The sequence below is a fragment of the Pseudomonas sp. RIT-PI-r genome (genome assembly GCF_001297015.1).
Classification (GTDB): Bacteria; Pseudomonadota; Gammaproteobacteria; order Pseudomonadales; family Pseudomonadaceae; genus Aquipseudomonas.
In genome coordinates, this window is record NZ_LIGE01000031.1 from 32888 (window position 1) to 45167 (window position 12280).

A 12280-nucleotide genomic window follows, 5' to 3' on the forward strand; every position below is an offset into this window, starting at 1 on the left:
TTTTTCGTTTCTGGAGAGTACCCATGGCCGATATCGCCATTTTTGAAGACGAAGCGTTTACCGTTACCTCGCTGACCGCTGCACTCAATGATCAGCCCTACCTGCCGGGCCGCATCAGCGCCTTGGGCCTGTTCCGCGAGGAGGGCATTACCACCCTGACCGTGCAGATTGAAAAGGACGGTGACACCTTGGCACTGGTGCCGGCCGGTGAGCGCGGTGGTTCTGGCCTGGTGGTTGCTGCGAGCAAGCGCAACCTGATCCCGTTCAACACCGTGCACCTGCCGGAGCGTTTCACCATCAAGGCGGATGAGATCCAAGGCATCCGCGCCTTCGGCACTCGCACTGAGCTGCAGGCGGTGCAGGACGTGGTCAATGCCCGTCTGGCAAAGGCGCGTCGTCAATTGGACGCCACGCATGAGTTCCAGCGCATGGGCGCCCTCAATGGCCTGATCCTTGATGCCGATGGCCAAACCCCGCTGTTGGACATCTATGCGGCCTTCGGTGTGCAGCGTCAGAAGATGTCCATGGGGCTGACTGAGGCCGGTACCGAGTTGCGGGTTAAGTGCGGTGAGGCGCTGGACATGCAGGAGGACGCGCTGGGCAGCGTGACCAGTACCGGTTCGCGCGCTTTCTGCGGCAAGAACTTCTGGAACAAGCTGATTGTTCACAAGTCGGTCAAAGAGACCTACCTCAACAGTCAGCAAGCGGCAGCGCTGCGTGGTGACGCCCGGGAAAGTTTCGAGTTCGGCGGCATCATCTGGGAGCGTTACCGTGGCAAGGTCGCCGGCGTGTCTTTTGTCCATGACGACAAGGCGCTGCTGGTTCCGGAAGGCGTGCCAGATCTGTACATCTCGGTGTTTGCACCGGCCGACTACATGGAAACGGTCAACACTCAAGGGATCCCGTACTACAGCATGATCGAGCCGCTGCCCTTCAACAAAGGTATGGCCGGTGAAGCACAGTCCAACCCGCTGCACCTGTGCACTCGACCGCGCGCCCAGATCCTGCTGGAACTCTGATCGTGGGCTTTCGCGATCTGATCGCCGAGGTCGACGCAGTGGTGTTCGAGACGCTGGGCGATACCGCGCGGATCGAGGGTCGCGAAGAGCCAGTGCTCGGCATGTTTGCCGCGCCCTGGCTGCAACCCAAGTTCGGCAAGCTCAACACCGGGTTGCGCGAGCCGCGCTTCGAGATCCGTGTCAGCGATTCGCAAGGTCTGGAACAGGGCATGCTGGTCAGCGTCGACTTGCCTGCCCTTGATGGCGGTGGGGACTACGACCTGATTCAGCTTGAGCCGAGCGGAGACGGTTTGGTCGCTTTGATCTTGAGGATGCGAGCATGAGCGTCGGCAGTTATTACAAATCCTCCGCCAGTGGCGGGATGCTGACGATTCAGTCGTCGGCGGCAGATTTGCAAGCTTTTGAAGGTTTCGCTGCATTGGTGCCGAAAGCTGCCGCTGCTGCTCAGCGTCGAGCCATCAACAAAACGTTAGGGTGGCTGCGCACTCACATTGCGCGTGCGGTGGGCCGGCAAGAGCGCATTGCCGTCGCTGCAGTGCGTCAGCGATTGCGCAGCTATCCGGTCGCCGGCAGAGCTGCAAGCGGCAAGTTGTGGTTTGGACTGAATGCCATTGAGTCCAGCCGGATCGGTCGCGCACGGCAAAACGGCAGCGGCGTGTCGGTGGCGGGGCGCCGTTATCAAGGCGCTTTCCTCAAACAGGTCTACGGCAACAAGCCCGACATCTGGATCCGTACCGCAAGCAAGCACTTCAATTCGAACGACTACCCCGATACGACAGCGTCGGCGAGGGGCGGTGCCAGTTCTGGATGGGTCGCAGAGAACGGCAGTCGCTTTCCACTGGCAAAGGCCAAAGTGTCGCTTGAGGGAGCCCGTCCGCACTTCGACGAGTGGGTCAAGCGCGCCCATGGCCGTTTGCTGGAGATCCTGCAGCAGGAGCTGAACTTTGAGTTTCAAAAGTACCTGAAGGGGACGGCCAATGTCTGACGAACCATTCACCCTAGATGAGCTTTATCAGGCGATCGAACAGCAGGTATCGAGCCATCTGCCAGGTGTTAAAGAAGTCACGGCATGGCCCAACATCAAGGATCGCCTTGCGCTGCCTGCAGTGTTCATCGAAATGGCAGAAATGGAACCCGGTGCTGACATCGGTACCGGGCATCCCTCGCTGATCTGCAGGTTCGAAGCGCGGATCAGCGTCGACCCGATTCGTGCGCAGCATTGTCAGCAGGCCGCACACTTGGCCGCCCAACTGGCGGTGCTGTTGCGCCTGCAAACCTGGGGCGTTGCGGGCGAGCCTGCGGAGTTCGTTCAGGCCATGCAGGACTGGACCAAGCCGGAGCTGGATGGCTACACCGTATGGGTCGTTGAATGGACCCATAAGCTGTATTTGGGTGCGGAGGATTGGCCTTGGTCAGATGATCCCGAAGTGGTTCCCGAGAACGGCGGCTTTCCGGTGGAAGTTGTGTTGGCGCCGGAAGACTCGCCATGAGTTACGCCAGTGCAGAGCATGACCGCATGATCGCGGCCATGCTGATGCCGTGCGTAGTGGTGGGGGTGGATCTACCGGCAGGAACTGTGCGGGTGTCGAGTGGCGAATGGACAAGTGCCTGGGTGCGCTGGCACAGCCTCGCCGCCGGCAAGGCGCGGCACTGGCGCGCACCGAGTCCTGGTGAGCAGGGGGTGCTGTTCAACCCCAGTGGTCAGGCCGGCATGGGCACGTTCATTCCCGGGCTGTACGGCAATGCCGGCGCCCAGCCAGATAACCGCGACCACGTTGAGGTCTGGCGTTTTGATGATGGCGGTTCGCTGGTCTACGACTGGCAGGCCCAGAGCTACACCATCACCCTGCCGACCGGCACGGTGACGATCAAAGTCGGCAGTACAGAACTCGTCGTTACGGATAACGCGGTGACTGTGAAGTCGGGAACGATCGATCTTGAGGGCGCTGTGAACATCAAGGGGCCGGTCAATATCGACGGTACGTTACACGTCACCGGTAACATCGACGGCGACGCAAACATCATGGCCGTCGGCAGTAGCGACAATCACCACAAGCATTAATCAACCATCCAGCCCGCCCAGTGCGGGCTTTTTTATGCCCGGAGGAAACCCATGGCCAAGAACAATGAGCAAGCGATCGATGAGCAACTGCCGTCACCGATTCGCCAACCCGTGCCAGCTCAACTTCAAACGCCGGATCTGCTGTTGAAGTTCCGCGATACGGTCTTTACCTCGCGCACCTTGTGCATCCCTGGAACGAATCGAACGCTGTCGGTGGTCAAGGCCACTGTCGAGGTGTCGGCGTCTGATGAACAGGCGGTCACCTACCTGAAATCCCATCCCGAAATTGAACCGCCGGAGTGACGTAAATGATCGGAATGGATCGCCACACCGGCCAGCCCATTGCCGATTTGCCAAGCGTTATTCAGTCGATCGGCGACATCCTCAGTACGCCGATCGGCAGCCGGCGAAAGCGTCCGGAGTACGGCAGCAAGTGCCGTAGTTATGTGGACTTGCCGGTAAACGCCGGGTGGAAAAGCTCAGTTCAAGCCGAGGCGGCGCGCGCGATCGAGCGGTGGGAGCCGCGCGTGGAGCTTAAGAGCGTCCGTGTGAAAGCGGTGCTGGGCGGGAAGATTGATTTTGTTGTTGCCGGCAAGTACCTGGGCAACGACTTCTTGGCCGAGGTGAGTACATGAGTGTTCTGGATCTGTCCGCACTGCCGGCGCCGGACGTGCTTGAACCGCTGGATTATGAGCTGACCTTTCAAGATTGCCTCAGCACCTTTCGGGTCGATCTGGGCGACAACTGGACGGCCAACATGGAATCCGATCCGGTGGTCAAGCTGCTGGAGACGGGGGCCTATATCAAGCTGGGCAACCGCGCCCGGGTCAACGACGCGTCCAAGGCGCTGCTGTTGGCCTACGCGATCAAGAGTGACCTTGACCACCTTGGGGCCAACGTCAATCTGCCGCGCCTGGTGATTCAAGCCGAGGATCTGACCGTCACGCCGCCGGTGCCTGAAGTGCTGGAGGAAGACGACCCGTACCGCGAGCGCATCCAGTTGGCTTATGAGGGGCTGACCACGGCCGGGCCGCGTAACAGCTACATCCTGCACACACGCAACGCTTCGGGGCTGGTGGCTGACGCCTCGGCCGAAAGTCCATCACCGTGCAACGTTACGGTAACGGTGCTCAGCACTGAGGGAAAAGGCGAGGCCAGCGCCGAGCTGCTGGACGTGGTGCGGTTGGCAGTGAATGACGAAGACGTTCGGCCGCTCGGCGATCGGGTCAAGGTGCAAAGCGCGGAAATCCTCGACTACAGCATTGATGCCATTTTGCACATGAGCAGTGCGGGGCCTGAGGGCGAGGCCAGCCGGGCGGAAGCCGAGCGACGACTGGCGGCATGGATCAATCCACGCAAGCGGCTGGGGGTTGAGGTGGCCCGGTCGGCGGTGGATGCGCAGTTGCACGTTGCCGGCGTCTCGCGGGTTGAGCTGACCGGATGGGTTGATCTGGCCCCCACAAAGGCCCAGGCGGCGTTCTGCACGGGTTACGCGGTGAAGCTGGCGGGGGAAGCATGAAGAGCCTTCTGCCGAGCAATAGCACACCACTGGAGCGAGCAATCGAGGCGGCTTTCTACGAGCGCACGATTGTCCCGCTGCGCACGCTGTACGACCCCGACACTTGCCCGGCTCGCCTGTTGCCGCATCTGGCGTGGGCGTGGTCGGTCGATCGCTGGGATTACCGATGGTCTGAGGCTACCAAGCGCGCGGCCATCAAGGCCTCTTTCTACATCCACAAGCACAAGGGCACGATCGGCGCGCTGCGCCGGGTGGTCGAGCCGCTGGGCTATCTGATCGAGATAGTCGAGTGGTTCAACACCGTGCCCGAGGGCGTGCCGGGCACCTTCGCGCTGAAGGTCGGCGTTCTTGATACCGGCATCACCGAGGAAATGTATCAGGAGCTAGAGCGCCTGATTGACGACGCCAAGCCCGTCACGCGACATCTGACCGGGCTGGCGATCAGCCTGGAAACACAAGGCGATTTGAATATTGCCGTGTCCCTTTACGAAGGCGACGAAATCGACGTTTACCCGCCCGTCATGCGTGACATCGAGGTCACCGGCAGCTTCGGCGTGGTCGGTCGCGAACACACCATAGACACCCTGGACGTTTATTATGATTGATGCGAATTCGCAGTTTTTCGCGATCCTCACGAACGTGGGGATGGCCAAGCAGGCGAACGCCGACGCACTTGGCATTCCCTGGCTGATCACGCAAATGGGCGTGGGTGATGCCAACCCGAGCGGGCTGGCAGATCCGCCCAACCCGGTACCGGCGGCCGGACAAACCAAATTGCTCAATGAGTGGCGCCGCAAGCCGCTCAATCAACTGAAGATCGATCCCGTCAACCCGGCGGTGATCATCGCCGAGCAGATCATTCCCGCCGATGAAGGCGGTAAGTGGATTCGCGAAATCGGTCTGTACGACGCAGACGGGGATCTGGTGGCGGTGGCCAACTGCGCGCCGAGCTTCAAGCCGTTGCTGTCGCAGGGTTCGGGCCGCACGCAAATCGTGCGCATGAATTTCATCGTCACCAGTACCGGCAACATTCAGCTCAAGATTGACCCGGCGATCGTGCTGGCCTCACGGGCCTACGTCGACGCGGCCATTCTGGAAGTGTTGCCGAAGAACAAGACACCAGGACAGTGGACGCGGGTCAAGACCAACGATCGGGGAATTGTGGTGTCGGGTGATAACCCGGAAACGCTAGCCGGAATGGGCATCAAGGACACTTACACCAAGACCGAAATCGAGGCGATGATTGCTCAGGCCTCGGCGCTGCCAGTGGGCGCCATGGTGGCGTTTCCGCTGGACAAGATCGCGCCCGGGTTTATGGAGCTGGACGGCAGTGTTAAAAGCATTGTGGTCTATCCCGATCTGGCGACGTTTCTCGGCACGGCTTTCAACAAGGGTGACGAAGGTGCGGGTAATTTCCGCTTGCCGGAATCCCGCGCGGAGTTCCTGCGGGGCTGGGATCATGGGCGCGGGGTTGATGCTGGACGTGCGGTTGGCAGCTATCAAGTCGGCACTAAGATTCAAGGTGACGACGGTGTTGGCCCTACGATTCAAGGAATTGCCAACGTCTCGCAGATTGATGCTGATCCTGCGCCGGGCTTCGCGGCGGATATCAACTACACCTCGACAGGGATGCAATCCGGTTCGTTTGGCACGGCATATTGGCGAACTGTGCGCCCGCGCAACTTGGCCGTGATGTGGTGCATCAAGGCCTGGAATGCGCCGATCAATCAGGGAAATATCGACATTGCCGCGCTTGAGGCTTTGGCGACCCAGGCCACCGAAATCAAGCTCGGCACGGCCAAGATCGCCACGCAAGCGCAGGCCGACGCGGGCACTGATGACGCCACGATCGTGACCCCGAAAAAAATGCGCTGGGGGTTTCAAATCCAGAAGGCCATTAATGGCTACATTGTGTTCCCGTCGTGGCTCGGCGGCTTGATCATCCAGTGGGGCAATAGCACCGCCAACGCGGCTGACGCTTTGGTGTCCTTTCCAATCCAGTTTCCGAATGCGCCGTGTGCGCTGGTGTTTGGGCAAAACGAGGCGACTCTGTCCTTTCACAATAACTATTTGGTGGCCACGGGGTTTAAGTACCGAAACGCTGCTGCGACTTATCCTGATGCGTTCTCCTGGATCTGCATCGGCTACTGAGGTGAGCTATGAAGTACGCAGTATTTAATGAGGATCAGACCTTACGGACGTGCCTGATTGATGGCGTCCATCAGATCCCCGCGTCGGCGATCAAGGTTGATGACAGCCTCTTTCTCAAAATTACCCAAGAGACTGACGGCATTTGGCGTCTGGTTGATGGGAAGGTGGTCAAGGGCGAGCGCCCGGCGCCGGTGCCGGATTATGCGCTGTTGGTCGCCCTGGAGCGCTACAAGCGAGAGGCGACGGGCGTGACCATTGACGGCCTGCAAATCGAGACGACGCGTGACAGCCAGGCGCTGATTGCCAGTACTGGATTGTCCGCCGTCCTCGATCCCGAATATCGCTGTAACTTCAAGACGGTGACGGGCTTTGTCGAGATCGGCTCGGCTCAGATCATCGCCATTGCCAAGGCGGTGCGGGCGCACGTCCAAGCCTGTTTTGACCGTGAGCTGACGCTGTTGCGCGCGATCGAGGCCGGTGAGTTTCACGACGACATGCTGTCGCAGGGCTGGCCGGATTCCTCGCCGCCAGATCCTGCCGAGCTGCAATAGACGCCCCGCACTGACGGGGCGTTTTCTTTTCCGTTACGCGTAACACGAACACCCTCACAGCCTCGCTTATGCGGGGCTTTTTCGTTTCTGGAGATTGACCCTTATGAGTGGTTTTTTTCACGGCGTCACGACCACGCTGATTGATACCGGTGCGCGCACTATCTCGCTGCCGTCGTCCTCGATCATTGGTCTGTGCGACACCTTCACCCCCGGCGTTCTCGGCGGCGGCACGGCCAAGGCCGGCGAGCTGATGCTGATCACGACCGAGCGCGAGGCGATCGCCGCCTTCGGTGCTGACTCGGCTATCACCAAGGCCTGTCAGGCGATCTATGTGCGTGCCAAGGCGGTGATCGTCGCCATCGGCGTGCCCAAGCTGGAAGACGCCGCGCTGCAAACCTCGGCGATCATCGGCGGCGTGTTGGCCTCGGGTCAGCGTACCGGCCTGCAAGCGCTGCTCGATGGCAAGAGCAAGCACAACGCGCAGCCCAAGCTGCTGATCGCCCCGAAGCATTCGGCGACTCAGGCGATTGCGACGGCCATGGATGCGTTGGCCGGCAAGCTGCGCGCGATCGCGATCATCGACGGGCCGAACACGACCGACGAAGCGGTGATTGAGTACGCCGAAAACTTCGGCAGCAAGCGCCTGTATCTGGTCGATCCGGGTGTGCAGTTCTGGGACACGGTCACCAGTGCGACGATCGACGCGCCGGGTTCGGCGTGGGTCGCGGGGTTGTTCGCCTGGACTGACGAGACTTACGGCTATTGGGCCTCGCCGTCGAACAAGGAGTTTGTCGGCATCACCGGCACCTCGCGCCCGGTCGAGTACCTGGACGGCGACGCCACTTGCCGGGCCAACCTGCTCAACAACGCCAATATCACCACGATCATTCGCGACGGCGGTTATCGCCTGTGGGGCAACCGCACGCTGTCGAGCGATTCGAAATGGGCGTTCGTCACCCGCGTGCGTACCTGCGACATCCTGATGGATGCGATTCAGGCCGGGCACAAGTGGGCGGTCGACCGCTCGATCACCAAGACCTACGTCAAGGACGTGACCGAAGGCCTGCAAGCGTTCATGCGCGACCAGAAGAACGCCGGCGCGATCATCAACTTTGAGGTGTACGCGGACACCGAGCTGAACACGGCCAGCCAAATCGAGCAGGGCAAAGTGTATTGGCGCATCCGTTTCACCGACGTGCCGCCGGCGGAAAACCCGAATTTCATGATCGAGGTCACTAACGAGTGGCTGACCGAAGTGCTTGAAGCCTAAGGGGGCTTATCAATGATTCCTCAAGTTCTGAAGAACATGAACCTGTTTGTCGACGGCGTCAGTTTCTCCGGCGACGTGCCGACCCTGACGCTGCCCAAGCTGACCCAAAAAGTCGAGGACTACCAAGGCGGCGGCATGTTCGCCCCGATCGAGTTCGCGGTAGGTCTGGAAAAAATCGAGTCGGCCTTTACCACCAACGGCGTGCGCCGCGAGGCGCTGAAGTTCTTCGGTCTGGCTGATCAGACCGCCGCCAATCTGGTGTTCCGTGGCGCCTTCGCGGATCTGAAAGGCCGCGTGACGCCAGTGATCGTCACCATGCGCGGCGGTGTGAAAGAGGTGGACATGGGCGACTGGAAACCGTCGACCGTGGGTGAAATCAAGCACGGCGTGAAGATCACCTATTACAAGCTCGAAATCGACGGGCGCGTGATGTTCGAAGTTGACCCGCTTGCCATGATTTTTGTGGTGGATGGCGTTGACCAACTGGCTGCCGAACGTTCGGCCCTGGGCATGTAAGGAATTAGAAAATGGCTCAAGAAAACGAAGAAAAGAAAGTCCCGTCCTGGCTTCTCGTCAATGACGATAGCGTCGTCATTACCCTGAAGGGGGCTGCCGACTTCGGCGGCGTCAAGGTCGACAAAGTGACCATGCGCGCGCCGACCGTTCGCGATCAGCGCGCCGCTTCGGCGGGTGCGAAGGGTGACTATGAACAGCTCGAAATTAGCATGTTTTGCAGCCTGTTGCAGGCGACCGAGCCGGAGATTGCGGCCCTGACCACGCGCAACTACAACCGCCTGCAGGCCGGCTATTTTCGCTTGGTCGAAGAGGATGAGCTTTAACGCCGAGACCCAACGGGTGGCGGCCAAGACCTTGGCGAGAGAGACGGGTTTCTCTGCCGCCGAGATCGAGGCCATGCCCTTTGATCGGATGCTGTGGTGGCTCAGGGATTGAGCCGCTTTCGACTGAGCAAGAAAGGGCACGCACATGAGCAATAAACTTGCGCTCGGGCTGGTCATTGGCGGGGCGGTCAGTTCTACGGTGGGAGCGGCGTTCAAGGACGTCACCGGCCGCATCAAGAAACTTGAGGAAACCGGCAAGCGCGCCCGGGTTCTCGAAAAGACCATTGGCGACACCATGCGCTTGCGCGATGAGTGGAGAAAGGCGCATTTGGCGGGCGAGAAGGGTGCCGACGCCCTGCGTAAGAAGCTGGAAGCCAACCTCGCCGCGCTGAAGAAGGAAGGCGTCGAAGTCCGCAATCTGAGCAAGGCTTACACTCAGATGGGCAGGACGGCGCGCGGGGCCGAGCTGAAGGCCAAGGGACACACGCAGCTCGATGCCGGCAAGCAGCAGATGAAAAGCAGCATCGGGCAAGCCACCGCCGCCTCGGCTGCGATGGTGATTCCGGCCAAGATCAGCGCGGACTATGGCGCGATCATTCGTGACATCGCGATCAAGGCCAACATTGCCAACACGCCAGAAGAGGCGACGCTGTCCAAAACCGTGATCGACACGTCGCGCGATACCGGCATGGCGCGCAATCAGGTGGCCGAGGTGGTCAACGCCCTGGTGGGCGCCGGCATGGAGCTGGACAAGGCAATGGCTTATGCGCCGACGGCGGCCAAGTTCGCCGTGGGTCAGGGTTCGGACGGTACTGAAACCGCGCGGATGATCAACGCCTTGGGGCAGAACGCCAAGATCACCGACCCGGCGATGATGCAAAAGGCACTGGAAGCGATCGCCTATCAAGGGCAGGCGGGTAGCTTTGAGGCGGCCGACATGGCGCGCTGGTTCCCGGAACTGCTCGCGGGGATGGGCAAGCTGGGCATTACCGGCATGGACTCGGTGACGCAACTGGGGTCGATGCTGCAAGTGCAGATGAAGACCGCCGGCGGCTCGGACGAGGCGGCCAACAACCTCAAGAACTGGATGGAGAAAATCGGCTCAGGCGACACCGTCAAGGCGTACCAGAAGGCCGGCATCGACTATCAAGGCTCGATGAACACCGGGCTGCAGAATGGCAAGTCCACTCTGGAATCCAGCTTTGCACTGGCCCAAAAATACATTGAGGCGACCGACCCCAAGAAGGCCGCCGAGATGGCCAAGGCCACGGCTGCGATCAGCAAGGAATCCGATCCCGAGAAAGCCAAGGCCATGATCGCCTCGCTGGAATCGGCGTTGCGAACGGGTGACCTGTTCGCCGATATGCAGGTCAAGGGCGCCTTGACCGCGTACATGCAGAACAAGGATCTGTACGACAGCCTGAAAAAGGAGTCGGCCAGCGCGACCGGGATTCTGGATAAGAACCTGGAAGAGCGCCGGCAGTCGTCGGCGCAAAAACAGTCGGAAATGGTGCAAAGCCTTGACGACTCGATGCGCGCGATCGGCGACGCCATGCGTCCGGTGACGGATGCCGTGACGGAGGGTATCGGCTCTGTGGCGGGCAAGTTGGCCATGTTGGCCGACGAGTCGCCGCGACTGGTGACGGGTATCGGTCTGGCCACTGCCGGCTTGATTGGTCTGTCGACGGCGATGAGCGCTCTCAAGATGGCTAAGGGGCTGATGAACATCGGCCGTGGCTCGCTGATGGGTAATCCGAACATTCCGCAAAAGGTGATCGTGACCAACATGGGCGCCGGTGGTGGCCTGGGTGACGGGCTGGACATCGGCGACGTGGATGGCGGCGAGGATAAAAAAGACAAGAAGGGCAAGAAGGGCAAGAAGGTCGGCCGCAAGGGTGTTGGTGGAAAGGGTGTTGGTGGCGGTGTCGGTGGCGGTGTCGAGATGGCGCGCGGGGTTGGCAACGTCGTGAAGGGCACGGCCGTAGTGGCGGTGGCCGATGCCGGTTTCAAGGCCTATGACACCTACATGAACGCCGAAACTCAGGACGAAAAGGCCGAGGGTTATGGTGCGGCTGCCGGTGGGTTGGCCGGTTCGCTCTCTGGTGCAGCAGCGGGGGCAGCCCTCGGCACGATGATTATGCCGGTGATCGGCACGGCGATCGGGGGGCTGATCGGTGGCTTGATTGGCAGTTACGGCGGCGATGCCTTGGGCGGGGACGTCGGCAAATCGATGTTCGGCACTGAAGACGCGCTGAAGAAAATCCCGGATGCCGGGCCGTTGATGATGGCCAATGCCGGCAAAGACATGGCCCCGAAGCTGGGCGACACCGCGTTGGGTGCTACGGCCAAGGCGTTCGCGCCGGCAACCACTGGCCCTCTGATGCTGACCAATCCCGGCAAGGGGCTGGATGTCGGCGCGACGATGGCCCCGGCCGTTCCGGAGGCGCCGCCGGTGTCGTATGACCCGCGCGACCTGAATTCGAAGGACGCCATGCTGTTGCCGCACTTTGCCAACAAGGTGCGCTTCCCGGGTTCGGAACTGCGTCGACCGAAGGTGATTCGCTCCGGGCTGGAAGAGCCTACGCCGCCGCCTCAGATCGGCATGGCCGCCAAAGACATGATGATGCCGCCGGCCAGCGCAGCGGCGGGGGCGGGGGCATGGGTCAAGCCGATGGCAGCGGCACCGGCGGCGGCAAAGGTCGAGTCCAGCGTGGCGATTCAGGCGCCGTTTTCGCTGGGGGTCAACGGCGACGTGAAGGATGGCAATCAGTTGTTCGCGCAGATCAAGCCAATGCTCGATCAGCACTATCGCGACATGGCCAAGCAGATGGGGGGCAATCAGCTCTATGACACGCCACACGTTTGATAA

At 60.8% G+C, this 12280-nt stretch carries 15 protein-coding genes; all 15 read left to right on the forward strand.

From position 1 onward, the window contains the following. The first annotated feature begins 23 nt into the window (after positions 1 to 23). Positions 24 to 1019, forward strand: a complete 996-nt coding sequence (locus AK821_RS18560) for a major capsid protein (protein ID WP_064391002.1) — start codon at positions 24 to 26, stop codon at positions 1017 to 1019. A gap of 2 nt (positions 1020 to 1021) precedes the next feature. Next, positions 1022 to 1342 carry a head-tail joining protein gene (locus AK821_RS18565; RefSeq protein ID WP_064391003.1) on the forward strand — a complete coding sequence of 107 codons (321 nt, stop codon included), beginning with the start codon at positions 1022 to 1024 and terminating at the stop codon, positions 1340 to 1342. Next, positions 1339 to 2004 (forward strand): hypothetical protein, encoded by a 666-nt coding sequence (locus AK821_RS18570; protein WP_064391004.1) that lies wholly within the window; start codon positions 1339 to 1341, stop codon positions 2002 to 2004. The genes AK821_RS18565 and AK821_RS18570 overlap by 4 nt, the downstream gene beginning before the upstream one ends. After that, positions 1997 to 2509, forward strand: coding sequence for a hypothetical protein (locus AK821_RS18575; protein WP_064391005.1), 513 nt, complete (start codon positions 1997 to 1999; stop codon positions 2507 to 2509). The genes AK821_RS18570 and AK821_RS18575 overlap by 8 nt, the downstream gene beginning before the upstream one ends. Further along, positions 2506 to 3081, forward strand: coding sequence for a phage baseplate assembly protein V (locus tag AK821_RS18580; RefSeq protein ID WP_064391006.1), 576 nt, complete (start codon positions 2506 to 2508; stop codon positions 3079 to 3081). The genes AK821_RS18575 and AK821_RS18580 overlap by 4 nt, the downstream gene beginning before the upstream one ends. 51 nt (positions 3082 to 3132) lie before the next feature. Continuing rightward, the gene (locus tag AK821_RS18585) at positions 3133 to 3384 is read left to right on the forward strand and encodes a hypothetical protein (protein WP_064391007.1); all 252 of its coding nucleotides are present in this window, start codon (positions 3133 to 3135) and stop codon (positions 3382 to 3384) included. Positions 3385 to 3389: 5 nt separating this feature from the next. Then, positions 3390 to 3716 (forward strand): GPW/gp25 family protein, encoded by a 327-nt coding sequence (locus tag AK821_RS18590; protein WP_064391008.1) that lies wholly within the window; start codon positions 3390 to 3392, stop codon positions 3714 to 3716. Continuing rightward, entirely contained in the window at positions 3713 to 4600 is an 888-nt protein-coding gene (locus tag AK821_RS18595; RefSeq protein WP_064391009.1) for a baseplate assembly protein, read from the forward strand. Before AK821_RS18590 ends, AK821_RS18595 begins: the two co-directional genes overlap by 4 nt. After that, positions 4597 to 5205, forward strand: coding sequence for a phage tail protein I (locus tag AK821_RS18600; RefSeq protein WP_064391010.1), 609 nt, complete (start codon positions 4597 to 4599; stop codon positions 5203 to 5205). Before AK821_RS18595 ends, AK821_RS18600 begins: the two co-directional genes overlap by 4 nt. Continuing rightward, positions 5198 to 6751, forward strand: a complete 1554-nt coding sequence (locus AK821_RS30820; protein ID WP_064391011.1) for a phage tail-collar fiber domain-containing protein — start codon at positions 5198 to 5200, stop codon at positions 6749 to 6751. Before AK821_RS18600 ends, AK821_RS30820 begins: the two co-directional genes overlap by 8 nt. An 8-nt stretch (positions 6752 to 6759) precedes the next feature. Beyond that, on the forward strand, positions 6760 to 7302 hold the full coding sequence (locus AK821_RS18610) for a DUF4376 domain-containing protein (protein WP_064391012.1): 543 nt from the start codon (positions 6760 to 6762) through the stop codon (positions 7300 to 7302). Positions 7303 to 7405: 103 nt separating this feature from the next. Continuing rightward, positions 7406 to 8572 (forward strand): phage tail sheath subtilisin-like domain-containing protein, encoded by a 1167-nt coding sequence (locus tag AK821_RS18615; protein ID WP_064391013.1) that lies wholly within the window; start codon positions 7406 to 7408, stop codon positions 8570 to 8572. 12 nt (positions 8573 to 8584) lie between these two features. Continuing rightward, on the forward strand, positions 8585 to 9088 hold the full coding sequence (locus tag AK821_RS18620) for a phage major tail tube protein (RefSeq protein WP_064391014.1): 504 nt from the start codon (positions 8585 to 8587) through the stop codon (positions 9086 to 9088). 11 nt (positions 9089 to 9099) lie between these two features. Then, positions 9100 to 9411 (forward strand): phage tail assembly protein, encoded by a 312-nt coding sequence (locus AK821_RS18625; RefSeq protein ID WP_064391015.1) that lies wholly within the window; start codon positions 9100 to 9102, stop codon positions 9409 to 9411. Positions 9412 to 9556: 145 nt separating this feature from the next. Continuing rightward, the gene (locus AK821_RS18630) at positions 9557 to 12277 is read left to right on the forward strand and encodes a phage tail tape measure protein (RefSeq protein ID WP_064391016.1); all 2721 of its coding nucleotides are present in this window, start codon (positions 9557 to 9559) and stop codon (positions 12275 to 12277) included. Positions 12278 to 12280: the final 3 nt, after the last annotated feature.